We start from the raw sequence: 22,125 nt of genomic DNA on the forward strand, positions 1-22,125 counted from the left end.
GCCGAACCGCGCGGCCAGCGCGACCAGCGCGGCGATGACCGCGCCGGTGAGCGCGGCCACCGCGCCGCCGCCGGGGGCCGGTGTCCTGGCGGCGACCCGCTCCAGCAGGCCGCCGACCGACAGGTGCAGCAGCGAGGACGGCGGCGCCATGGCAAACCTCCCAGTCTGTGTTTCCGCGGAGCTGTTCGCCCCTGACGTCACGACAGTCCGACGATCTCGCCGTCGTCGCCGAGGTCGATCCTGGTCGCGGCCGGGTTGGCGCCGAGGCCGGGCATCGTGCGCATGTCGCCGCAGATGGGGTAGACGAACCCGGCGCCGACCGAGGCCCGCACCTCGCGGACCGGCAGCGTCCAGCCGGTCGGCGCGCCGAGCAGCGTGGGGTCCGAGGAGATCGACAGGTGGGTCTTGGCGACACAGATCGGCAGGTCGCCGAAACCGTTGCGCTCGTAGGTGTCCAGCTGCCGGTTGGCCGTCGGCGAGTAGGACACGCCGTCCGCGCCGTAGACCCTGGTCGCGATGGTCTCGATCTTCTCCCGCAGCGGCGCCGAGGACGGGTACAGCAGCTGGAACTCGGTCGGCTCGGCGGCGGCCTCGGCCACCGCCTCGGCCAGCTCGGTCGCGCCCGCGCCGCCGTCGGAGAAGTGGGTGCTCACCGCGACCCGCGCGCCCATGGCCTCGGCCACCTCGCGGATCGCGGCGTGCTCGGAGGGGTGGTCGGTGGGGAAGGCGTTGATCGCCACCACCGGGGAGACGCCGTGCGCGCGGATGTTCTCGATCTGCTTGCGCAGGTTCGCGGCGCCGGCGTGCACGTCGTCCGGGTTCTCCGCGAGCAGGTCCTCGGGTAGCGGTTTGCCGGCCACGATGCGGAACTTGCCGGAGTGCGCCTTGAGCGCGCGGACCGTGGCGACCAGCACCGCGGCGTCCGGCGCCTGCCCGGAGACCCGGCACTTGATGTTGAAGAACCGCTCCGCGCCCATGTCCGCGCCGAAGCCGGCCTCGGTGATCAGGTAGTCCCCGCACCGGATGCCGATCAGGTCGGCGACCACCGACGAGTTGCCGGTCGCGATGTTCCCGAACGGTCCACAGTGGACCAGAACCGGGGTGTTCTCCAGTGTCTGCATGAGGTTGGGCTTGATCGCCTCGCGGAGCAGGACGGTCATCGCGCCCGCGGTGTCCAGCTGTTCCGCGGTGACCGGCTCGCCGGCGCGGGAGTAGCCGACCACGATCCGGCTCAGCCGGGCGCGCAGGTCGGCCAGGCCCGTGGTCAGCGCGAGCGCGGCCATCACCTCCGAGGCCGCGGTGATGTCGAAGCCGGTCTGCCTGGTCACGCCGTCGGCCTTCGGACCGAGGCCGACGACGATGTTGCGCAGCGCGCGGTCGTTGAGGTCGATGACCCGCCGCCAGCTGATCGACTCGATGTCCAGGCCGAGCTTGTTGCCCTGGTGGAGATGGTTGTCGACCATGGCGGCCAGCAGGTTGTGCGCGGCGGTCACCGCGTGCATGTCGCCGGTGAGGTGCAGGTTGAGCAGCTCCATCGGCACCACCTGGCTGTAGCCGCCGCCGGCCGCGCCGCCCTTGATGCCCAGCGTCGGGCCCATCGACGGCTGGCGGATCGCCACCGTGGCGCGCTTGCCGAGGTGTTTGAACGCCTGGCCGAGACCGACCGTGGTGGTCGTCTTGCCCTCGCCGAGCGGGGTCGGGGTGATCGCGCTGACGAGCACGTACTTCGCCTTCGGCGCGTCGGCCAACAGTTCGGCGGCCTCCAGGTCGACCTTCAGCACGTCCCGGCCGTAGGGCTGGAGCACGGCGGCCGGCAGGCCCATGTCGGCGGAGATCTCCTCGATGGGCTTGAGCTTCGCCCCGCGGGCGATCTCCAGGTCGGACGGGAAGGCCATGGACGCTCCTCGGTTCGGTCGACGCGGGGTCTCCGCTGCACGGTTGCCGAGGCGAGACGCTACCTCACCGAACTGGACCGTCGACGGGTTCGGGCTGGCGCAACGAATAGCGGCCCGGTCAGCCCCGGGAGCGGAGGCGGTGGGCGACGTCCTCTGGCAGCACGTCGGTGATGAAGGCGCCCATCGCGGACTCCGAGCCGGCGAGGTACTTCAGCTTGTCGGCCGAGCGCTGGATCGAGGTCAGCTGCAGGTGCAGGTAGGCGTGCTCGCGGCCGGGGCCGTTCGGGGCCTGGTGCCAGGCGGCGATGTAGGGCAGCGGCTGGTCGTGGAGCGCGTCGAAGCGGCGCAGGATGTCCAGGTACAGCAGGGTGAAGTCGGTGCGCTCGGCGTCGGAAAGGGACGGAATGTCGGGAACCTGGCGGTGCGGGTACAGGTGCACCTCGACCGGCCACCGGGCCGCCGCGGGCACGAACGCCGTCCAGTGCTCGGTGCTCGCGACCACCCGGGCGGCCGACTTCTGTTCCCCGGCAAGGAGATCGGCGAACAGGTTGCGGCCGGTGCGCGCCGCGTGCGCGGCCGCGTTGCCCAGCATCTGGCGGGTTTTCGGGGTGACGAACGGGTAGGCGTAGATCTGGCCGTGGGGGTGGGACAGCGTGACGCCGATGGCCGCGCCGCGGTTCTCGAAACAGAACACCTGTGCCACCCCGGGTAGCGCGGCCAGCGCGGTGGTCCGGTCGGCCCAGGCGTCGACCACCAGGCGCGCGTGGGTGGGGGACAGGGTGGCGAACGCGGCGTTGTGGTCGCTGGTGAAGCACACGACCTCGCACCGGCCGATCCCCGGCGCGGACTCGACCAGCTCCGGCAGCCCGGGCGTGCTCACCGGGTCGGCGTGCGTGGACAGGCTGGGGAAGCGGTTCTCGAACACCGCGACGTCGTAGTCCGGCGACGGGATCTCGGTGTGCCGGCCGTTGCGCGAAGGACACAGTGGACACTCGGTGGCCGGCGGCAGGAACGTGCGGTTCTGCCGGTGTGAGGCGAGGATGACCCATTCGTCGAGCACCGGGTCGTGGCGCAGTTGGGAGGAGGTGGACACCGGGTCCAGCTCCCGTTGGTCGACCAGCACCCGCTCGGGCGCGCCGGGCAGATCGAAGTAGATGATCTCCCGCCCATCCGCGAGCACACTCCCCGTCCGCCTCACCACGCCCCCACCCGGTCGGCCCAGCCTCGGTCGGCCCCGCTGCACTGGGGCGGCGGCCCGGTCACGGCGCGGCCGTCACGGGGACCAGGCGGATGTCCTCGACGTGTTCGGCCAGCACGGCGTGCGCCTCCGGTGGCAGGCCGTCGTCGCTGACCACCACGTCCGCGTCGCCGAGGCGGGCGATCGTGGACAGGCCGACGATGCCCCACTTGGTGTGGTCGGCGAGCACCACCAGCCGCCGGCCGGCGGCGACCAGCGCCCGGTCGGTGTCGGCCTCCAGCAGGTTCGGCGTGGTGTAGCCGGCCGTCTCGGCCATCCCGTGCACCCCGAGGAACACGATGTCCAGGTGCAGTTGGGCCAGCGCGGACACCGCGATCGGGCCGACCAGCGCGTCGGAGGGGGTGCGCACCCCGCCGACCACGACCACGTTCTGGTCGGTGGACGGGCGGGCGTGCAGAACGTCGGCGATGCGCATCGAGTTCGTGACGATAGTGAGCCCGTCGACCTGCCGCAGGACGTGCGCGAGCGCCCAGGTGGTGGTACCGGCCGACAGGCCGACCGCGGTGCCCGGCGTGACCAGTTCCGCCGCGGCCACCGCGATGGCTTCCTTCTCCGGTTGCTGGCGCAGCGACTTGGCCTCGAAGCCGGGCTCCTCGGTGGACGCCGAGGGCCGGGTGGCGCCGCCGTGCACCTTGTCCAGCAGTCCCTGTTGGGCCAGGGCGTCCAGGTCGCGGCGGATCGTCATGTCCGAGACGCCGAGCATCTGGGCGAACTCGATCACCCGGACGGCGCCCCGCTTGTGGATCTCCTCCACGATCCGGGCCTGCCTCTCGGCTGCCAGCATTGCCTGCTCCCAACCTGACCCGTGGAGTTCGCGAATTCGATGCTATTCAACCATAAATTAACGCAATCGAACATCGGTGCGCCGAGGCGGGGGCCCGTGGACGCCCCAGAAAGACCGAAAGCGATGGACAGCGCTCGCGCGCCGCCCATCGCATCGGCCGGCCCGCAGGTGAGCGGTGATCACCCGGAGCCAAGCTCGGGCCCAGCATACTGAAACGTGCGCATGGTTCGGTCGTCGGCACACCGCTCCGACGAACCTGCCAGGTCCACCCAGTGGTTCGGACATAACGGACGGTCGCCGCTGGGCGTGGTCGGTTCAGGTCGGATGTCTTCGGAAGTCTTGATCCGGCCGGGTGGGAGTCACGATCCGGGCATCGGTTCCTCCCCGCCCTCTTGACAGGCCCGCCCGGGGTTAGCCAGGGTTTCGATTCTGAGAGGTCGCGTTCAGTACTGTTCGACTTCTGCCTGAGGAGGCGCGCAATGAGGAGCCCTCGACCCTTCGGCCTGGGCGGCGTTCCGGCCATGTCGGTCCAGCGTCGGACCCTGCTGAAGGGGATGCTCGGCGCGGGCGCGTTAGCCGGCCTCGCCGGCTGCGGCAGCGGCGATGACGGTGGTGGGGGCGGTGGTGGCGCCGTCACGTTCGGCTCCAACTGGTCGGACGAGGTGCCCAAGAACGCGGTCGCCGCCATGATGAAGGGCCACTCCGGCGGCGAGGTGTCGATCAACACGGTCGAACACAACGCGTTCCAGGAGAACATCAACAACTACCTGCAGGGCGGCCCGGACGACGTGTTCGGCTGGTTCGCCGGCAACCGCATGCAGTTCTTCGCCGAGCAGGGGCTGGTCGGCGACATCAGCGACGTGTGGTCGGACATCGGCTCCGGGTTCTCCGAGGCGATGAAGCAGCAGTCGACCGGCGCGGACGGCAAGCAGTACTTCGTGCCGCTCTACTACTACCCGTGGGCGATCTTCTACCGCAAGAGCGTCTGGCAGGAGCGCGGCTACGAGCCACCGGCCACCCTGGACGACCTGGTGGCACTCGGCGGGCGGATGCGCACCGACGGGCTGGAGCCGATCGCGTTCGGCGACTCCGACGGCTGGCCGGCGATGGGCACCTTCGACTACCTGAACCTGCGGATCAACGGCTACGACTTCCACATCGAGCTGATGGCCGGGGAGAAGGCGTGGAACTCCCAGGAGGTCAAGAACGTCTTCGACGCCTGGCGTGAGCTGCTGCCCCTCCACCAGCCGGACGCGCTCGGCCGCACCTGGCAGGAGGCGGCACAGTCCTTGCTGCGCAAGGAGTCCGGCATGTACACGATGGGCATGTTCGTCGGCCAGCAGTTCCCGGAGGGCGCCGACCGGGACGACCTGGACTTCTTCCCCTTCCCGGAGATCGACCCGGCGATCGGCACGGACGCGGTCGAGGCGCCGATCGACGGGTTCATGATGGCCGCGCGGCCCCGCAACGCCGACGGCGCGGCGGATCTGTTGCGCTACCTGGGTTCCGCCGCCGCCGAGGACGCCTACCTGAAGGTCGACCCGAACAACGTCGGCGCGCACGACGACGCGGACGTCAGCGGATACAACGCGTTGCAGAAGAAGTCCCAGGAGCTGGTCAGCGGCGCCAAGTCGATCTCCCAGTTCCTCGACCGGGACACCCGCCCGGACTTCGCCTCGACGGTGATGATCCCGTCGCTGCAGGAGTTCCTCCGCAACCCCGACGACGTCGACGGGCTCACCAAGCGCATCGAGGACCAGAAGGCGTCGATCTTCGGTGGTTGATGGGGGTGCCCGGCGGGCGCCCCGCCGGCCTCGTACCGTGCGCACGCTGTCCGGGATCGACCGGCTGACCGTCGCGCTGATGGTCGGCGTGCCGACGCTGGTCGTGGTCGGACTGGTGTGGGGGCCGGCACTGGCCACGATCGCGCTGTCGTTCACCGACTGGAACGGCATCGGGAACCTGGCCGACATCAACATGATCGGCTGGGAGAACTACCGCAACGCGACCACGAACTACCCGCCGTTCGGCCCGGCCATGCAGCACAACGTGATCTGGCTGGTGGTGTTCTTCCTCGGCCCGACGCTGCTGGGCATGCTGCTCGCGGTGATGCTCGACCGGGAGATCCGCGGCAGCCGGATCTACCAGAGCATCTTCTTCATGCCGGTGGTGCTCTCGCTGGCACTGGTCGGGTTCATCTGGCAGCTCATCTACTCCCGCGACCAGGGGCTGCTCAACTCGGTGCTTGGCACCACGACCGACTGGTTCGGCGACCCGGACATCAACCTGTGGGCGGTGTTGGTCGCGGCCGGTTGGCGGCACACCGGCTACATCATGTTGCTGTACCTGGCGGGCCTGAAGGCGGTCGACCCGGCGCTGCGGGAGGCCGCCGCGGTCGACGGCGCGGGCGAGGCACGGACGTTCCTGCGGGTCATCTGGCCGGTGATGCGGCCGGTGAACATCGTCATCCTGGTGATCACGGTGATCGAGTCGCTGCGCGCGTTCGACATCGCCTGGGTCATCAACAAGGGCCGCAACGGTCTTGAGCTGATCTCCACGCTGGTGACGCAGAACGTGATCGGCGAGGCGAGCCGGGTCGGCTTCGGCTCGGCGCTGGCCACCATCATGATCGCCATCTCCACGGTGTTCATCGTGATCTACCTGATCCAGGTCATGCGGGAGCGACGATGACCACCACCGTCCACACCGAACCGCCGGTCGCCAGGCAACGGCCGGCTCCCCGGCGCACCCCGGTGCGCCCGGCGCGGGTCGTGCTGCGGGTGTTCCTGACCGTGATGGCGATCGGCTGGCTGTTCCCGATCGCGTGGGCGGTGTACAACTCCCTGCGCGACTACGACTTCACCTCGGTCAACGGGTACTTCTCGATCGGTGGCTTCACCTTCGACAACTACCTGGAAGCCTGGTCGCGCGGCAACTTCGGGCAGACCTTCTACAACACCGCGGTCATCGTGGTCCCCTCGGTGCTGCTCACGTTGCTCCTTTCGTCCTCGGTCGGATTTGTGTTGGCCCGGTTCAGCTTCCGGTTCAACCTGACCCTGCTCGCGTTGTTCACCGCGGCGAACCTGTTGCCCCAGCAGGCGTTGCTGGTGCCGCTGTTCCGGCTGTTCCTGAACTTCGAGCTGCCCTACGAGGTCAGCGACTCCGGGTCGCTCTACGACACCTACTTCGCGGTGATCGCGGTGAACATCGCGTTCCAGACCGGGTTCTGCACGTTCGTGCTGAGCAACTACATGAAGACCCTGCCGCGTGAGCTGACCGAGGCCGCGCTGGTGGACGGCGCCGGGGTGCTTCGGCAGTACTGGCAGGTCGTGCTGCCGCTGTGCCGCCCGGCGCTGGCCGCGCTCGCCACGCTGCAGTTCACCTTCGTGTACAACGACTTCTTCTGGGCGGTGGCGTTCATGCGCACCGGCGACAAGCTGCCGGTGACCAGCTCGCTGCAGAACCTGCGCGGCCAGTTCTTCACCGACTACAACCTGCTCTCGGCCGGCTCGGTGATCGTGGCGATCCCCACCCTGGTCGTCTTCTTCGTGCTGCAGCGCCACCTGCGCGCCGGCCTGACCCTGGGAGCGACCAAGGGATGACGATCAGTACCAGCCACCCCACCACCACGGCGACCACGTAGATGGGCAGCCCTGGGACCACCCGGTCGAATCGGCTCGTCCACCTCGCCACGGACACCGTCAGCCTGGTCATCGACGCCAGAGACGACCGCCTGCCGACCGTGGTGCACTGGGGCGCGCCGCTGGGCGCGCTGTCCGAAGAGGACCTGGCGACGCTGGCGGACACCGTGGTCGGCCCGAGCGCGAACAGCACGCCGGACGGGCCGGTGCCGGTGGCGCTGGTGCCCTCGGCCGTCAGCGGCTACCAGGGCCGGCCGGGGCTGCGCGGCCACCGCTCGGGAACCGCGTGGGTGACCAACTTCCTGGTGACCGACCTGCGGGTGGTCAACTCCTCGATGAAGATCGTCGCCGAGGACCACTATGCCCAGCTGCGCCTGGAGATCGCCGTCGAGCTGACCCCGTCGGGCGTGCTCCGGCTGCGCTGCCTGGTCGCCAACGACGGCGCCGACCCGTACACAGTGGACGGTCTGGAGGCCGCGTTGCCGTTGCCGGCGCACGCGGTCGAGCTGCTCGATCTCACCGGGCGCTGGGCGCGGGAGCGGCATCCGCGCCGCCGCCGGTTCGACCTCGGCACGTGGTCGCGGGAGTCCCGGCGCGGCCGTACCGGGCACGACGCGACATTGGCGCTGCTGGCCGGCACCGACGGCTTCGGCTTCCGGCACGGTGAGGTGTGGGGCCTGCACGTCGCGTGGAGCGGCAACCACGTCAGCTACGCCGAGCGGATGCCGGAGGGCAGCTCGACGCTGGGCGGCGGTGAGCTGCTCGCGTCCGGCGAGGTGATCCTGGCGCCGGGGGAGCGGTACGTGACGCCGTGGCTGTACGCGGGCTACAGCGGCCGGGGCATCGACGGTTTCAGTGCCGCGTTCCACGGCTACCTGCGCGCCCGGCCGACCCACCCGGTCGCCCCGCGCCCGGTGGTGCTCAACACCTGGGAGGCGGTGTACTTCGACCACGACCTCGACCGGTTGCGCGCGCTCGCGGACGTCGCCGCGCGGATCGGCGTCGAGCGGTTCGTCCTGGACGACGGCTGGTTCACCCACCGCCGCGACGACACCGCGGGCCTCGGCGACTGGTATGTCGACCAGGACGTGTGGCCGGCCGGGCTCACCCCGCTCGTCGAGCACGTCACCGGCCTCGGCATGCAGTTCGGCATCTGGGTCGAACCCGAGATGATCAACGAGGACTCCGACCTCTACCGGGCGCACCCGGACTGGGTGCTGGCCCCCGGTGACGGGTCGCTGCCGCCGAGGGCCCGCGACCAGCAGGTGCTCGACCTCAACGTGCCGGACGCCTACGACCACATCCTCGACCGGCTCGACGAGCTGTTACGGGACAACGACATCGCGTTCCTCAAGTGGGACCACAACCGCGACCTGGTCGCCGCCGGCCACAATGGACGGTCCGGCGTGCACGGGCAGACGCTGGCGGTGTACCGGCTGATCGACGAGCTGCGCCGCCGGCATCCCCTGGTGGAGATCGAGAGCTGTTCCAGCGGTGGCGCGCGGGTGGACCTGGAGATCCTGGCGCGCACCGACCGGGTGTGGGCAAGCGACTCGAACGACGCCCTCGAACGGCAGACCATCCAGCGCTGGACCATGTTGCTGCTGCCGCCGGAGCTGGTCGGCGCGCACGTCGGCCCGCCGACCGTGCACTCCTCCGGGCGCACCCAGCACCTGCCGTTCCGCTATGCCACCGCGCTGTTCGGCCACTTCGGACTTGAGTGGGACATCGCCGCCGCTACGGAGTCCGAAGTGGACGCCATGGCGGCGGGCATCGCCTACTATCGCGAGGTTCGCGACCTGCTGCACACCGGTGAGCTGGTCCGCGTCGACCACCCGGACCCGGCGGGTTTCACGCACGGCGTGGTGGCCGACGACCGGTCGCGGGCACTGTTCGCCTACGTACAGCTGACGAGCTCCGAACGCGCGGTGCCTCCGGCGATGCGCGTGCCCGGCCTCGACCCCGATGCCCGGTACCGGGTGACGCCGGTGGCCCCGGTCGGCCAGCCGCTGACCATCGGCCGTGCCGGTCCCGACTGGGCGCCAAGGGTGCTCACCGGCCGGGTGCTGGCCGAGGTCGGTCTGCGGCCGCCACTGTTGGCCCCGGAACAGGCGTGGCTGGTCGAGCTTCACATAATGGCGGGATGATCCCGGAGATCCGCCGGTTCCGACCGGACGACAAGCTGGCGATGTACGACATCTGTCTGCGCACGGGCGACCACGGCGCGGACGCGACCGGGTTGTACGCGGACTCGGCGCTGATCGGACAGGTCTACGTTGGACCGTACCTCGCACTGGCCCCGCGGCTGGCGTTCGTCGCGGCCGACGAGGACGGTGTGGCCGGTTACGTGATCGGTGCCGAGGACACCCGCGCGTTCGAGTCCGCGTGTGAGCGGGACTGGTGGCCGGGGTTGCGCGAGCGCTATCCGAGGACCGCGTTCCCCCCGGAGAGCCGGGACGGGAAGCTGGTCCGGTTGCTGCACGAGCCGCCGGAGGCCGAACAGCACGTGGTGGAGCGGTATCCGGCGCATCTGCACATCGACCTGCTGCCGAGGTTGCAGGGGCGCGGTTTCGGTCGCCGGCTGCTGGAGACGCTGTTCGACGCGCTGCGGGCGGCGGGAGCGCCGGCGGTGCACCTCGGGGTGAGCGCGTTGAACGAGCGCGCACTGGCCTTCTACGACCACATCGGCTTCACCGAGGTCCGCCGCCATCCGGAGTCGCTGGTGCTGGCACGCGACCTGTGAGGGGCGCCCGGCGTTTGGGCAGACCGAAGGTCGGGTGCGAGGTGGTCCACAGTGACATCCGGAGGATGCCCGACTTGATCCGGGCGGCGGTGCGGCCGCCGAGGTACTTCGGCTTCGCCTGACCGTTGTCGTCGACGAGTTGCAGGATCCCGTCCCGCCGCCCGAGGCTGATGTGGTTGCCGACGTAGTCCATGGTGGCGTGCGCGATCTCGCGGCCGGTCAGGGTTCCCACGATCGCGGACATGGCCTGCAGGCCGGTGTAGCCCGCCGAGGCGCAGGACATCGGCAGCGGCCGGCCGTTGTCGCCGATCACATGGGCACTGTCGCCGGCGGCGTAGATGTTCGGGTGCGAGACCGACCGCATGGTCCGGTCGACGACGATCCGGCCGTTGTCGGTGACCTCAAGGCCGCCGGCGGCGGCGATGGGGCTGACCGTGAACCCGGCGGTCCACACGGTGGCGTCGGCGGCGACGGTGGTGCCGTCGGCGCACCGCACTCCCGTCGCCTCGACGGCCTGGACGCTGGTGTGCTCCAGGACGGTGATGCCCAGCCGGGCGCAGGCCTGGCGCAGGTGGTCGCGGGCGCCGGCGGAGAGCTGGGCGCCCAATTCGCCGCGGGCGACCAGCGTCACCGCCAGACCGGGCCGCGACTCGGCGAACTCGGTCGCGGTCTCGATGCCGGTCAACCCGTCGCCGACGACCAGCACCCGCGCGCCGGCGCCCAGACTGTCCAGGCGTTGGCGAAGGCGCAGCGCGGATGGCCGGCCGGCGACGTCGAACGCGTGCTCGGCCACGCCGGGCACGCCGTGGTCGGTGACGTGACTGCCGAGGGTGTAGAGCAGCGTGTCGTACCCGAGCTCGCGGTCGGCCACGGCGACGACCTGGCGCTCGGGGTCGATCGCGGTGACCCGGCCAAGGCACAGCCGTATTCCCGTGCCAGCGAAGACATCGGCGAGCTGCGGCGCCGCGATCTGTTGCCCGGCCGCGAGTTGATGCAGCCGCAACCGCTGGACGAAGTCGGGCTCGGCGTTGACCACGGTGATGTCGATGTCCGCAGGGGACAGTCGGCGGGCCAGGTTCCCGGCGACGTAGGCCCCGGCGTAGCCGGCACCGAGAACGACGATGCGGTGTTTCATGGTGTGCTCCTGTCAGTTCGCTTGCTCCCGGTGAGCTGAGCGAGACAGCACCCCGATTACTGACAGGAGCCGCGTATGGCCTGAGTCACAGCGTGCTGCTCGCGACGCGGTCGAACGTCCCCGGCTCGTAGGAGCCGCCCTTGGTGCGCGTGATGACGAGGAGCCGGTTGGCGGCGTTGATCATGGCGACCAGGTAGAGCAGCGCGGCGATCTGGTCGTCGTCGTAGTGCTCGCGCACCCTGGCCCAGGTCTCGTCGGACACGCCATGGTGCGCGTCGCCGAGCCGGGTGCCCTCCTCGGCCAGTGCCAGCGCGGCCTGCTCGGCCTCGGTGAACACAGTGGACTCACGCCAGGCCGCGACCAGGTTGATCCGGACCGCGGGTTCCCCGGCGGCCGCCAGTTCCTTGGCGTGGGCGTCGACGCAGAAACCGCAGCCGTTGATCTGGCTGGCGCGCAGCTCCACCAGCTCCAGCGTGGACTTCGGCAGCGACGACTGCGTGATCGCCAGGCTGACGTTGGCGAACCGCTTGCCGATCCTGGCGCCGAGCTCGTTGTCGTTCAGGTTGAAACGGGGTTCCATGACGTCGTCCTGACTTCGTAGGTGAACCGAACGAACACGAGACGCCGGCGACCCGATCCCGCTGACAGCACGGCCACGTGAGGCGTGCCACAAACCCCCGGTGTCAGAGAACGACGATCCCCGGCGTCTGGTGGACGAGCGGCCGAGAGCGAACAGGAGTCACCCATGCCAAGCGACCCCGCGACCGAGGTGTTCGTCGCCCACCGCAACCTGTTGTTCACCGTCGCCTACGAGATGCTCGGCTCGGCCGCCGACGCCGAGGACGTCCTGCAGGAGACCTGGCTGCGGTGGACCGGCGTCGATCTGGACACGGTGCGCGACCGGCGCGCGTACCTGGTCCGGATCACCACCCGGCAGGCGCTCACCCGACTGCGCACGCTCGGTCGCCGCAGGGAGTCCTACGTCGGGCCGTGGCTGCCCGAGCCGCTGCTCACCGCGCCCGACGTGGCCGACGACATCGAGCTGGCCGACAGCGTCTCGATGGCGATGATGCTGGTGCTGGAGACTCTTACCCCGACCGAGCGGGCGGTGTTCGTGCTGCGCGAGGTGTTCGCGCTCGGCTACGACGAGATCGCCGAGGCCGTCGACAAGACCACGGCCGCGGCCCATCAGATCGCCCACCGGGCACGGGCACATGTCGCCGCCCGCCGGCCGCGTGGGGTTGCTTCCCCGGCCAGGACCCGGGAAGCGCTCGAGGCGTTCCAGCGGGCGGTCGAGACGGGTGATCTGCAGGGCCTGCTTGACGTTCTCGCGCCGGAGGTGGTGTTCCTGGGTGATGGCGGCGGGGTGGTGCGGGCCGCGCTGTCGCCGGTCGTGGGGGCCGACCGAGTGGCGCACCTGCTGGCCGCCAGCGAACTGGCCAGGGCGGCCGCCGAGGCGCCGTTGCGGCCGGTACAGGTCAACGGCTACCCGGCGCTGGTCCTGCGGCAGGCGGGCAAGGTCGACACCGTGGTGGCGGTGCGTGTCGACGACGGTCTTATCACCGGGCTCTACGCCGTGCGCAATCCGGACAAGCTGTCGCGCCTGGAGCGGGAGACCGCCCTGCACCGCTGAGCCGGCCAGTCACGCGGCGGAACCGGGTCAGAAGGGTGGTGGGTTGGGGTCGGCGATGGGCTCTGGTCGGTGGGGGTAGCGGTAACCCGCTGGGGTGACCCAGGTCAGGGTGCGTTCCTGGTCGCGGACTCGCCAGCCGCCAACGGTTTTGGCCCGGTGATGGCGCCGGCACGCGGGGTGAAGGTTGTCCCGGTTTGTCGGCCCGTCAGGGAACGGCCGCCGGTGATCGATATCGCAGCGATGCGCTGGCCGGACGCAGCCGGGCGCGGTGCAGGTGGGTAGCTCGGCGCGGACCTGGTCGCGCAACGCGGCTGGTGGGGTGTATTTGCGTCGGCCGACATCAACGGCTTGACCGGTCGCCGGATCGGTCAGGATCCGCCGCCAGGTGGCGTCGGTCTGCCCGGCGAGGACCAATGCCCGCTGCGCGGGCAGGTCACCGTAACCAGCCAACTGCGCGGGTGCGGTGGTAACACCGAGTGCGGTGGCGGCGGGCAGGGTGAGTTGCACGGTGACTTTGGCGTGTTCAAAGTCCTTGCCTGCCAACAGATCCAACGCGACATCCGCACGCAACTGATCAAGCGTGCGACCCTCAGCAGCGCCGGTCTCCTTCAGACGACGAGCGATCGCGTTCACCCGCTCATCAGCGAGGTGGACACGGTCGGCGGGGCCGTGGATGGTGAACGCGGCGCAGCCGTCCTCGGTCGGGTAGGCGTCGACTCGTCGTTCGGCCATCCGCTGCTCGTGCCGGCGTTGGATGGCGGAGGCGTCGACCCGGCGAATCACCCTACCCAACAACCGATTCAACGGAGCCGGCGCCAGATCCCCAGCCTGGGGAACCACTTCCGCTTCGACAGTGGCCGCGTCCTGATCAGACAACAGTGCGACCGCATCGGCGATCCTGCTCGCCCGATAGCTGTCGAACCGCCCCTGCTTCACCGCCTCCAACGTCAACGGAAGCCGGGCGGCCAGAGTGACCGCCAGATCGAGTCGGCGTTGCGCGGCACGAACCGACATCCCGAACAACGCCGCCACCTCCAACGCCGCGAACCTCTCATCCGCGTTCGCCGCGTAGGTAGCCAACTGCTCCAACGCATAACCCTCAGTCCGCCACGCCACCCGCTGCATCCCCAACGCAGTCGCCAACGGAATCCCCTGCAGGAGATCCCCTGACGGCACATCGATGACGGGAGCGAACATGCGTCCAGCTTACCCTCGAACTGGAGACTTTTCCTTGCCACAAAAGGGAATCACCTGATCGAGAGCGTTGTGACAGGACGTAGGTTCGGGCCTCGGCGCAGGAAGGTCTGCAGCGCTGCCGGAGTGAGTTCGAGGACCGGGCCGTGGGGGTTCTTGGAGTCGCGGGCGGCGGAGTGCCTGCCGTCGTTGGCGATCTCGACGCATTCGCCGTTGCCACTGCTGCGTGAACTCTTCCGCCATGCGGGCTGGTGATCGGTGTTCATCGAACAACGTCCTCCTTCAACTCGCGTGCGAGGTCGGCGATGAGGGACACCGAGTCGTTCGGGCTGGCCGCCACGGCGACGAGGGTGTCGAAGCTTGCGCGGAAGCGGCTGATCTCGTCATCTGATTCCAGGAAGAAGTCGCCAGCCATGCTGTCGATGTAGATCAGATCGGTGTCCATCGGGTCGGCGAACTCCAGGATCGAGAACTGACCGGGCATACCGGGATGCGCACCTCCAGAATACCGGATGACCTGGCAGGTGATGTTGGGCGCGTTGACCGCGCTGGCCAGGTGATCGAGTTGGCCAAGCATGACTTCGGGCCCGCCGACCACCCGGTGCAGCGCTGCCTCGTCCAGCACCGCCCAGAGCTTGAGCGGCGAGTCCTTGATGAGCACTGCCTGACGTCCCATTCGTGCGCTGACCCGGTCCTCCACCTCGTCCTCGGTGGCTGTGGGCAGCACGCCGCGGATGACCGCGCGCGCGTAGTCCTCGGTCTGGAGCAGACCGGGGACGAACAGCGATACGTAGTTGCGGACACAGTGCGCTTCGTCCTCGAAGCTGATGTAAGCGGCGTACTCCTCTGGCAGTGCCGCGTGATGCTGGCGGAGCCAGCCGGGGATCGTCGCGTCACGACAGAGGTTGAGCAAGTATTCGCGATGCTGCTTGCCGGCACCGTACAGGTCGAGCAGCGCGACAAGCGTCCGCAGTTGCGGACGCGTCCTGGCTCGTTCGATGCGGTACAGGGTCACGGTGTTGAGCCCGGTGCGTTCGCTGACGTCGTCCCTGGACAGGTTGGCGGCACTGCGAAGTCGGCGTAGCTCGGCGGCCAACCGGCGTAGCCGAACCGTTGGTGTCTGCCTTCTTTGCGTCACGATGATGGCCCCTTTCCGACGAGTTGGGTCCGGTCGAAGACGAACTCGACCGCGAACAATGCAATCTTGTGGAAGTGGATAAGCGGAGGCAGGATCACTTCCCAGGAGGACCAATTCTTACAGCGTGCGCCCAGCCACGAACGGGTTACCTCCGCTCACCCCGAAGGAGAAGACTGATGAGCCCCAACCCGCCCGAGGTGGCCTCGCTCGTGCTGGATATTCCGGACGACTGCCGAATGCGTGGTGAATTCACCGATGTCCAGCAACTGACGGGCGAGCGGGACATCCGCGTGGTCTTCGGCAACTCCGGCGACGCCATTCAGCTGCGGTTCGAGCGTCCGGCGCTGGTCCGCCTCGTCCAGTTGTCCGTGAATCTCCTGGCGCTGGGGCCAGGCGACGACGCGGAAGGCTCGTGACGGGTCAGGCGGTGAACCGGTTGGCCAGGTGGTCCTGGAGCCGAGCATGCCGGAACTGGTACACCGCACCGGCCCGGCGGAGCACCCCGCGCCGATAGGCGTCCTCCAGAAACGCCATCAACGCCCACGGCAACCGCCCGGTCAACGGCAGCCACACCCTGGCGAACACCACCCACCGCCCCCACGCCGTCATACACAGCGCGTACGCCAACCCGCCACCAAGCCCGCCGATCAATCCGACCGCCGTCCCGAACGTGGCATTCCAGGAAAACCTGACGCCGAACAGATGCTCCGGCGGCAACAGTCGCCCAAGCTCGGCCACCACCCACAGCGCGAACGCCACGATGACCGCGAACGTGGGCACGAACACCGCCAACTGCACTGCCACCGCCGTCCGGTTGGCGCGCAACAACTCCGCCGGATCACTGGCCGACCGGACGGCCAACGGCGTCTCGTACATGGCCATCAGACCGAGTACCAGCGCCGCGGCCAGGCCGAGCACCAACCCGAACACCGCCGCGTCCACCAACACCAGGGCGGGCTTGGCCGTGAACCCCGGCCGTAACGCGCGCACCAGCTCACGGAGGAAACCGAGCGAGACCCCGACGAGCAGCCCGACCACGAACCCGATCTGCACCCGGGTCACGACCCGTCTGCGGGTCTGCCCGGTTCCCCGCCGGATCCGGAGGCGCACCCTGGCCGGCTCCACCGTCGCACCATGTGACCTGGTCATGATCCGCTGCGCGACCGCCAGGGCCGTGCCGAACACCAGCCCGAGCGCGGCCCCGACCATGAAGGTCGGCCCGCCGAAGCCCAACAGCGCGCCCTCGACCGCGATGTCCACGCCCGCGATCACCAGCGCCGCGACGAACGCCAGCACGAGCGTGTTCGCCGGCCCGCGCACGCCGAGCTGCCACCACGCGAGGTCGTGGGTGCCCAGCCGGTTCAGGTGGTGGGCCAGGTATCCCAGCCAGTGTCCTGCCCGGTCGGCGTCGACCTGGGGCCGTGCGCGGTACACCGCCGGCACGAAGTCACCGAGCAGGTGCTCCTCGATCGCCGCCGCGGTGGGGAAGCGGTCGGTGTCGAGCAGTTCGGCCGCGTCGTGGTCGGGGGTGTCGCTGTAGACGGTCCGCGCGAGCCCGACCATCAGCGGGGTCGCCAGCACCTCGGCGAGCGCGGAGTCCGGCCGCTCGCGCAGCGAGGTCAGGACCGGCTCCCAGACCGTGCCGCCGCGGCCCGCCTTGCGGGTGGTCCTCGGCAGGTAGTCGGCGAGGTCGGTCAGCGTCAGGTCGGTCAGCTCGACCCCGCCGGCCGCGGTCAGCACGTCGGTGCCGGCCACCGCCCCGGCGTACTCGGCCACCCGGCTGGTCAGCAGCATCGGCAGGGCGGTGCCGTTGAGCGCCTCCAACGCCGCCCGGTGCAGGCCGTCGGCGAGCTCGTCGAAGCCGTCCAGCACGGGCAGCACCCGGCCGGCCTCGACCAGCGCGGCGGCCAGGGTCGAGCCGTTCGGGCCGGGGGCGCTCAGGCCGGGGTGGTCGCGCACCAGCTGAGCGGCCAACCAGTCCCGCAGGTCGGTGGTGGTCGGGTTCCAGGTGCCAAGGCCGAAGATCACCGGCACCGGGTCGGTCGCGGTCCGCGTCGGCAGCAGGTCCAGGACGAACCGCAGCGTCAGGATCGTCTTGCCGGAGCCCGCGCGGCCGAGCACGACCAGCCGGCCGGACGGGATCCGCCGGTAGACCTGCACGATCTGGTCCAGCCGGCCGGTCAGGTCGAGCGCCTCGGGCGCGGTGCCGGCCTGCGCGCGGCGGATGTTGGCCCAGGAGTCGGTCAGCTCGGTCCTGGCCGCTCGCCAGCGCACCGGCAGCGGGTACGGGTCGTGCACCCGGCGCTGCTCCTCCTCGCGCTGCCAGCGGGCCCGCACCGCGTGCGCGAGCTCGTAGGCGGCGTCGGCGAGCCGGTCGTCGGCCGGTGGCGGCTCCGGTGCGGCGCCGTCGACGTGGCCGGCGGCGGCCAGCAGCGCGAGCCGGTCGGCGGCGTCGAGGTTGAGTGCGTCGGTGAGCTGGCGCACCGTGGCCACCCTCGGGTCGGCGCGTTCGCCGGTCTCCAGCGCGCGCACGGTGCGCACGCCCAGCCCGGAGCGGTCCGCGAGCGCCTCCTGGGTCAGCCCGGCCCGTAACCGCTGTTGCCGCAGCAACGCCCCGAACTGGCTGGTCACCAACACGCCCCTTAGTACCCGGCAGACCCCCCGGTGACCCTATCGAGGTCACCGGGAGGCCGGTCGGGTCAGGTCAGCGTGCTGACCGAAACTCCCGTCAGCTCTCACACAGCGCGGCGTCGATCACGTTGCCCCTGGTCGGCTCGGTCGTGTTGGTGACGTAGGCGTTGGTGACCAGGGAGGCGAACCGGCCGTCGTCGGTGACCATGGTGACCGAGCTGAACCCGCTGGTGACGTCCCCGGGGTGGCCCCACGCCCGGCCGCCGCAGGACAGGTCCAGGTACATCACGCCCAGCCCGAAGTCCTGCTGATGCGGGGTGGTCGTGCGCATCTGGGCGAGGGCGGCCGGGGACACGAGGTCCCCGCCCGCGAGCGCCAGCTGGAAGGTCGACAGGTCGGGCAGCGTGGAGTTGATCGCCCCCGCGGTGCCCAGGAACGACGGTTCCAGGGTGAAGGTGGTGTCGACCCAGAAGAAGACCGGGCCGAGCCGGCTGCCGACATAGCCGCGCGGGTGCGGCTCGGCCAGCGTCCGGTCGCCCGGCACCGGGTAGGTGGTCTCGCTGAGTCCGAGCGGCTCGCTGATCCGCTCGACGAGCGCCTGGTGGTAAGGCAGGCCGCCCACCCGCTCGATCAGCAGGCCGAGTATCTGGTAGCCGAGGTTGGAGTAGGCGAAGTCGGTGCCGGGGGCGAACAGCGGCGCCTGGGTCAGCCCCGCGCGGACCAGCTCGGCGAGGTCGTAGCCGCCCTCCGCGTTCACCTGGGGGTTGCTCGGGTCGCGCGGGACGCCGCTGGTGTGCTGGAGGAGCTGCCGAACGGTGATCAGGTTCGGGTCGTAGCCGTTGCCGGTGACCACGCCGGGCAGGTAGCGCTCGATCGGCTCGTCCAGTACCACCAGGCCCTCGTCGACCAGTTGCAGGACCAGCGTCGCGGTGAACGACTTGTTCTGGCTGGCCGCGCGGAAGTGGTCGGTCTCGGCGATCGGGCGGGTCGCCGGGCTGGTGGCCGAACCGCTGGTCAGGGTCCAGGAGCCGGTCGCGTCCCCGGCGTACACCGTGGCGCCGGGGCCGGCGTGGGTCAGGTACTGGTCCAGCACGGCCTGGGTCCGCGGGTGGTCGAGCGGCTGGGCGGCCGCGGGCGTGGCCAGCGCCGGCACGCCCGCCGCGACCATGGCCGAGACCATGGTGGTGGCCAGCAGCCAGCCGCCGAGCTTGGTGGTCATCGAGTCCCCATTCCTCCGGCCCCGGGCGGAGCCGGCCTCGAGTGAGGCTCGTCCGCCTGGGGCCGGGCGCACCAGGCCAGCGACCGGCAATGCCGTGCCGGTCGCCGTGACCTGGTGCGCTCAGAGGCCGATGAGGGTTGCCAGCCGGTCGGTGTGGGTGTCCGCGTCGCCGAAGGCGAGTGCGGCGGCGATGGCGTGCCGGGTGTGGAAGTGCAGGTCGTGCTCGGCGGTGAAGCCGATCGCGCCGTGCACCTGGTGGCCCAATGCGCAGACCCGTTGATAGGCCTCGCTGACCCAGCTCTTGGCGACCGCCACCTCGGTGTCCGCGGCCAGCCCCCGGCCGAGCCGCCAGCAGGCCTCGTAGGCGACGAACCGGGCGCCGAGCACGTCGATCGCCATGTTCGCGCAGTGGTGCTGCACCGCCTGGAAGGACCCGATCGGCTTACCGAACTGGGTGCGCTGGGTGGCGTAGTCGACGGTCTGGTCGAGCACCGCCTGCGCGCCGCCGACCATCTCCGCGCACACCGCCGCCGCGCCGAAGGCCGCGACCAGCGCGGGATCGACGTCCACCGGTGGGGGCAGTCGGCCAAAGCGCACCCGGTACTTCGGGTCCAGGCCGATCACGTCCACGCGCTCGACCTCGAGGTCCGTCGCGGCCACCACGTGCACCCCGGCCTGGCTGGTGACCACGAACCCGTCGGCCGCCGCGGCGTAGGGGACCAGCTCGGCGACGTCGTCCGGTCCGGTGATCGTGGCCGGCGTGTACACCTGGCCGGCCGACACGTGCGCGCGCACCGAGGGCACCGCCATCGCGCACACCAGCGACGAGGTGAACGGCGTGGGTACGGCGAACCGGCCGAACTCCTCGACCAGCAGGCAGGCCTCGAGGAACCCGCCGCCGAGCGAGTCGTCGAAGGCGAGCCCGGTCCAGCCGAGCTCGACGATCTCCCGCCACAGCGTCGTGGAGTACCCCGCGGGCTCGCTCGCCACGTGTCTGGCGGTCGCCTCGGTGTGGTCGGCGAGGAACTCCCTTGCCGTGCGCTGGATCAGCTCCTGGTCCTCGGTGAGCGTGAGATCCATCAGTGCGGTCCCGGCGGGATCTTGTCCGAGCGCACCCACACCCCCGGCCGCTCCTCCCAGAACAGCTGCACCAGCACGCCGCCGGTCTGCTTGGGGTGGACGAAGGTGTGTTTCCACGCGGCGCCGTCGGTCACCCCGGACTCCTCGTCGAAGGTGTTCAGCCCGTGGTGCTCGCACGCGGCCAGCGCGCCGGCCCAGTCGGCGACCTGGAAGGTGACGTGGTGGGCGGCGGGACCGTTGCGGGACAGGAACTTCTCGATGAACGAGTCCTCGCCGCGGGGCATGATCACCTCCCAGCAGATGCTCGACCCCGGCACGTTGAGCACCAGGTCGGCCATGTCCTCGTGTTCCTCGTCCGCGGTGCGCCACACCTGCACGAACCCGGCCAGGTCGGCATACCAGGTGGCCAGCTCGTCGCGGTCGCCGAAGGCCTGGCAGATGTGGTCGAGCGCGACCACACCGAGTGCCGGTCCGTCCACAGTGGAGGGTGGGATCGGGGTGGGCGAGTCGTCGCCGCACATGGCCAGCGTGCCGGGGCCGCGCAGTCGCCACAGCACGCCGGCGCCGTGTTCGGGCGGGGTCAGCGAGGCCTCGGCCCACTTGCCAGGCACGCCGTCGGTCACCTTCAGGCCGCGTTCGGTCAGCTCGACCAGCGCCGCGTCCAGGTCGGGGACCTCGGCGCCGACGTGGTGCAGGCCCGGCCGGCCGCCGTGGTCGTCGAGCCAGGTCTGGAGGGGTGAGGTGTCGTCGGTCGGGGCGAGCACCAGCCAGGCGTGTCCCCAGCTGCCGGGGATCTCCAGCCGCACGCCCTTGGTGCCGGCAGTCGGATTGTCCCAACTGGACACCGGCTGGAAGCCGAACACCCTGGCCAGCAACGAGACCTGCGCGTCGAGGTCGGGCACCACCTGGGCGACGTGATCAATCCGGTAGATACGCATGGAATCTCCTGGTTTGCTACTGGTCAGCTGGGGTGTGGTTCGATCCAGTCGTACCAGTAGGTTTGCATCGGTTCTCCTGGTCAGCTTGGGTGCGGTTCGATCCAGTCGTACTCGTTGTCCACGAGTTCCTTGACCAGCCGCAGGTTGTAGCGGTTCATCGCGGCGATCCGCTCGGCGAGCGCGCCGACCTGCTTGTCGAACTCCTCGGCCGGGAACACGCTATTGACCAACCCGATCTCCAACGCCCGCGCCGGGTCCAGCCGGATGCCGGTGAACAGCATCTCCTTGGCCCGCGCCTTGCCGACCCGCCGGGGCAGCCGCTTCACCCCACCCCAGCCGGGGGCCGAGCCGCCGAAGGCCGGCTGGTCGGGATCCGGCTTGCCGTCCATGAACTTCGGTTGGTAGGGCGGCCGCGCGGACAGCGTGATCTCGACCAGGCCCAGCTTCGCGTTGTCCGCGCACACGATGAAGTCGGCCGCCAGCGCCAGTTCCAGCCCGCCGCCGACCGCGTAACCGTGCACCGCGGCGATCACCGGGATCGAGGTCCGCTCGATCAGCGCGAAGGTCTTCTCGCCCAGCCTGCCCTGTTCGATCCGTTCGGCGGGGGTCAGTCCTTCCGACCAGGCGACGTCCATGCCGGCGCAGAACGCGCGCTCGCCCGCGCCGCGCAGCACCGCGACGTGCACGTCGGTGTCCTCGTCGAGTTCGGTGAAGACGGTGCGCAGCTCGGTCATCGACGCCGGGGTCAGCGCGTTCAGCTTGTCCGGGCGGTCGAGGGTGACCCAGGCGACGCGGTCCTCGATCCGTACGTCCAGGGTTTCGTTGGACATGTGCTC

At 70.2% G+C, this 22,125-nt stretch carries 21 protein-coding genes; 7 read left to right on the top strand and 14 right to left on the bottom strand.

The window, feature by feature from the left end:
* From ACYVIP_RS03705 to ACYVIP_RS03720, 4 genes are all read right to left on the bottom strand, one after another.
* Positions 1-150: cyclodeaminase/cyclohydrolase family protein (locus tag ACYVIP_RS03705; protein ID WP_460392046.1), on the bottom strand; the 150-nt coding region annotated here is incomplete at its 3' end.
* Between the two features lie 47 nt (positions 151-197).
* Positions 198-1,895 (bottom strand): formate--tetrahydrofolate ligase, encoded by a 1,698-nt coding sequence (locus ACYVIP_RS03710; RefSeq protein ID WP_460391964.1) that lies wholly within the window; start codon positions 1,893-1,895, stop codon positions 198-200.
* Positions 1,896-2,013: 118 nt separating this feature from the next.
* The gene (gene galT / locus ACYVIP_RS03715; RefSeq protein WP_460392048.1) at positions 2,014-3,093 is read right to left on the bottom strand and encodes a galactose-1-phosphate uridylyltransferase; all 1,080 of its coding nucleotides are present in this window, start codon (positions 3,091-3,093) and stop codon (positions 2,014-2,016) included.
* Positions 3,094-3,154: 61 nt separating this feature from the next.
* The gene (locus ACYVIP_RS03720; protein ID WP_460391966.1) at positions 3,155-3,937 is read right to left on the bottom strand and encodes a DeoR/GlpR family DNA-binding transcription regulator; all 783 of its coding nucleotides are present in this window, start codon (positions 3,935-3,937) and stop codon (positions 3,155-3,157) included.
* Positions 3,938-4,416: 479 nt separating this feature from the next.
* Here ACYVIP_RS03720 and ACYVIP_RS03725 point away from each other — a divergent pair, with 479 nt between their 5' ends.
* The 5 genes from ACYVIP_RS03725 to ACYVIP_RS03745 are packed head-to-tail and all read left to right on the top strand — an operon-like array spanning position 4,417 to position 10,321.
* On the top strand, positions 4,417-5,721 hold the full coding sequence (locus ACYVIP_RS03725) for an ABC transporter substrate-binding protein (protein ID WP_460391968.1): 1,305 nt from the start codon (positions 4,417-4,419) through the stop codon (positions 5,719-5,721).
* Between the two features lie 37 nt (positions 5,722-5,758).
* A complete protein-coding gene (locus ACYVIP_RS03730) occupies positions 5,759-6,628 on the top strand; it encodes a carbohydrate ABC transporter permease (RefSeq protein WP_460391970.1) in 870 nt (289 codons plus the stop codon).
* Positions 6,625-7,539, top strand: a complete 915-nt coding sequence (locus ACYVIP_RS03735; protein WP_460391972.1) for a carbohydrate ABC transporter permease — start codon at positions 6,625-6,627, stop codon at positions 7,537-7,539. The genes ACYVIP_RS03730 and ACYVIP_RS03735 overlap by 4 nt, the downstream gene beginning before the upstream one ends.
* A gap of 41 nt (positions 7,540-7,580) precedes the next feature.
* Entirely contained in the window at positions 7,581-9,725 is a 2,145-nt protein-coding gene (locus ACYVIP_RS03740) for an alpha-galactosidase (RefSeq protein ID WP_460391974.1), read from the top strand.
* Positions 9,722-10,321 carry a GNAT family N-acetyltransferase gene (locus ACYVIP_RS03745; RefSeq protein ID WP_460391976.1) on the top strand — a complete coding sequence of 200 codons (600 nt, stop codon included), beginning with the start codon at positions 9,722-9,724 and terminating at the stop codon, positions 10,319-10,321. Before ACYVIP_RS03740 ends, ACYVIP_RS03745 begins: the two co-directional genes overlap by 4 nt.
* Here ACYVIP_RS03745 and ACYVIP_RS03750 read toward each other — a convergent pair.
* Complete coding sequence (locus tag ACYVIP_RS03750) at positions 10,269-11,456, bottom strand: NAD(P)/FAD-dependent oxidoreductase (RefSeq protein ID WP_460391978.1); 1,188 nt, start codon at positions 11,454-11,456, stop codon at positions 10,269-10,271. The two genes, ACYVIP_RS03745 and ACYVIP_RS03750, sit on opposite strands and share 53 nt — an antisense overlap.
* A gap of 85 nt (positions 11,457-11,541) precedes the next feature.
* On the bottom strand, positions 11,542-12,036 hold the full coding sequence (locus ACYVIP_RS03755) for a carboxymuconolactone decarboxylase family protein (RefSeq protein WP_460391980.1): 495 nt from the start codon (positions 12,034-12,036) through the stop codon (positions 11,542-11,544).
* A 165-nt stretch (positions 12,037-12,201) separates the two neighbouring features.
* On the opposite strand from ACYVIP_RS03755, the gene ACYVIP_RS03760 reads away from it, so the two are divergent.
* A complete protein-coding gene (locus ACYVIP_RS03760; RefSeq protein WP_460391982.1) occupies positions 12,202-13,089 on the top strand; it encodes an RNA polymerase sigma-70 factor in 888 nt (295 codons plus the stop codon).
* A gap of 27 nt (positions 13,090-13,116) precedes the next feature.
* Here the strand turns inward: ACYVIP_RS03760 and ACYVIP_RS03765 are convergent, their stop codons facing one another.
* The 3 genes from ACYVIP_RS03765 to ACYVIP_RS03775 are packed head-to-tail and all read right to left on the bottom strand — an operon-like array spanning position 13,117 to position 15,379.
* Entirely contained in the window at positions 13,117-14,286 is a 1,170-nt protein-coding gene (locus tag ACYVIP_RS03765) for an HNH endonuclease signature motif containing protein (RefSeq protein ID WP_460391984.1), read from the bottom strand.
* 50 nt (positions 14,287-14,336) lie between these two features.
* Positions 14,337-14,549: a DUF397 domain-containing protein gene (locus ACYVIP_RS03770; RefSeq protein ID WP_460391986.1), complete on the bottom strand. Its 213-nt coding sequence runs from the start codon at positions 14,547-14,549 to the stop codon at positions 14,337-14,339.
* Positions 14,546-15,379, bottom strand: coding sequence for a helix-turn-helix domain-containing protein (locus ACYVIP_RS03775; RefSeq protein WP_460391988.1), 834 nt, complete (start codon positions 15,377-15,379; stop codon positions 14,546-14,548). Before ACYVIP_RS03775 ends, ACYVIP_RS03770 begins: the two co-directional genes overlap by 4 nt.
* A gap of 218 nt (positions 15,380-15,597) precedes the next feature.
* Between ACYVIP_RS03775 and ACYVIP_RS03780 the strand changes: the two genes are divergently transcribed.
* The gene (locus ACYVIP_RS03780; RefSeq protein WP_460391990.1) at positions 15,598-15,837 is read left to right on the top strand and encodes a hypothetical protein; all 240 of its coding nucleotides are present in this window, start codon (positions 15,598-15,600) and stop codon (positions 15,835-15,837) included.
* A gap of 4 nt (positions 15,838-15,841) precedes the next feature.
* On the opposite strand, the gene ACYVIP_RS03785 is transcribed toward ACYVIP_RS03780, so the two are convergent.
* The 5 genes from ACYVIP_RS03785 to ACYVIP_RS03805 all read right to left on the bottom strand — a co-directional run bounded on the left by ACYVIP_RS03785 (position 15,842) and on the right by ACYVIP_RS03805 (position 22,119).
* Entirely contained in the window at positions 15,842-18,052 is a 2,211-nt protein-coding gene (locus tag ACYVIP_RS03785) for a helix-turn-helix domain-containing protein (protein WP_460391992.1), read from the bottom strand.
* A gap of 97 nt (positions 18,053-18,149) precedes the next feature.
* Positions 18,150-19,271 carry a serine hydrolase domain-containing protein gene (locus ACYVIP_RS03790; protein WP_460391994.1) on the bottom strand — a complete coding sequence of 374 codons (1,122 nt, stop codon included), beginning with the start codon at positions 19,269-19,271 and terminating at the stop codon, positions 18,150-18,152.
* Positions 19,272-19,391: 120 nt separating this feature from the next.
* On the bottom strand, positions 19,392-20,351 hold the full coding sequence (locus ACYVIP_RS03795; protein WP_460391996.1) for an acyl-CoA dehydrogenase family protein: 960 nt from the start codon (positions 20,349-20,351) through the stop codon (positions 19,392-19,394).
* Positions 20,351-21,289, bottom strand: coding sequence for a VOC family protein (locus tag ACYVIP_RS03800; RefSeq protein WP_460391998.1), 939 nt, complete (start codon positions 21,287-21,289; stop codon positions 20,351-20,353). The genes ACYVIP_RS03795 and ACYVIP_RS03800 overlap by 1 nt, the downstream gene beginning before the upstream one ends.
* A gap of 80 nt (positions 21,290-21,369) precedes the next feature.
* The gene (locus ACYVIP_RS03805) at positions 21,370-22,119 is read right to left on the bottom strand and encodes an enoyl-CoA hydratase/isomerase family protein (RefSeq protein ID WP_460392000.1); all 750 of its coding nucleotides are present in this window, start codon (positions 22,117-22,119) and stop codon (positions 21,370-21,372) included.
* Positions 22,120-22,125 lie beyond the last annotated feature (6 nt).

The sequence above is a fragment of the Actinophytocola sediminis genome (assembly GCF_054779715.1).

What these genes read in the sequence shown, in the direction of transcription:
- ACYVIP_RS03710 (WP_460391964.1), bottom strand. Translation starts at nt 1,895, where the DNA reads ATGGCCTTCCCGTCCGACCTGGAGATCGCCCGCGGGGCGAAGCTCAAG.
- ACYVIP_RS03720 (WP_460391966.1), bottom strand. Translation starts at nt 3,937, where the DNA reads ATGCTGGCAGCCGAGAGGCAGGCCCGGATCGTGGAGGAGATCCACAAG.
- ACYVIP_RS03725 (WP_460391968.1), top strand. Translation starts at nt 4,417, where the DNA reads ATGAGGAGCCCTCGACCCTTCGGCCTGGGCGGCGTTCCGGCCATGTCG.
- ACYVIP_RS03735 (WP_460391972.1), top strand. Translation starts at nt 6,625, where the DNA reads ATGACCACCACCGTCCACACCGAACCGCCGGTCGCCAGGCAACGGCCG.
- ACYVIP_RS03740 (WP_460391974.1), top strand. Translation starts at nt 7,581, where the DNA reads ATGGGCAGCCCTGGGACCACCCGGTCGAATCGGCTCGTCCACCTCGCC.
- ACYVIP_RS03745 (WP_460391976.1), top strand. Translation starts at nt 9,722, where the DNA reads ATGATCCCGGAGATCCGCCGGTTCCGACCGGACGACAAGCTGGCGATG.
- ACYVIP_RS03750 (WP_460391978.1), bottom strand. Translation starts at nt 11,456, where the DNA reads ATGAAACACCGCATCGTCGTTCTCGGTGCCGGCTACGCCGGGGCCTAC.
- ACYVIP_RS03755 (WP_460391980.1), bottom strand. Translation starts at nt 12,036, where the DNA reads ATGGAACCCCGTTTCAACCTGAACGACAACGAGCTCGGCGCCAGGATC.
- ACYVIP_RS03760 (WP_460391982.1), top strand. Translation starts at nt 12,202, where the DNA reads ATGCCAAGCGACCCCGCGACCGAGGTGTTCGTCGCCCACCGCAACCTG.
- ACYVIP_RS03765 (WP_460391984.1), bottom strand. Translation starts at nt 14,286, where the DNA reads ATGTTCGCTCCCGTCATCGATGTGCCGTCAGGGGATCTCCTGCAGGGG.
- ACYVIP_RS03770 (WP_460391986.1), bottom strand. Translation starts at nt 14,549, where the DNA reads ATGAACACCGATCACCAGCCCGCATGGCGGAAGAGTTCACGCAGCAGT.
- ACYVIP_RS03780 (WP_460391990.1), top strand. Translation starts at nt 15,598, where the DNA reads ATGAGCCCCAACCCGCCCGAGGTGGCCTCGCTCGTGCTGGATATTCCG.
- ACYVIP_RS03790 (WP_460391994.1), bottom strand. Translation starts at nt 19,271, where the DNA reads ATGACCACCAAGCTCGGCGGCTGGCTGCTGGCCACCACCATGGTCTCG.
- ACYVIP_RS03795 (WP_460391996.1), bottom strand. Translation starts at nt 20,351, where the DNA reads ATGGATCTCACGCTCACCGAGGACCAGGAGCTGATCCAGCGCACGGCA.
- ACYVIP_RS03800 (WP_460391998.1), bottom strand. Translation starts at nt 21,289, where the DNA reads ATGCGTATCTACCGGATTGATCACGTCGCCCAGGTGGTGCCCGACCTC.
- ACYVIP_RS03805 (WP_460392000.1), bottom strand. Translation starts at nt 22,119, where the DNA reads ATGTCCAACGAAACCCTGGACGTACGGATCGAGGACCGCGTCGCCTGG.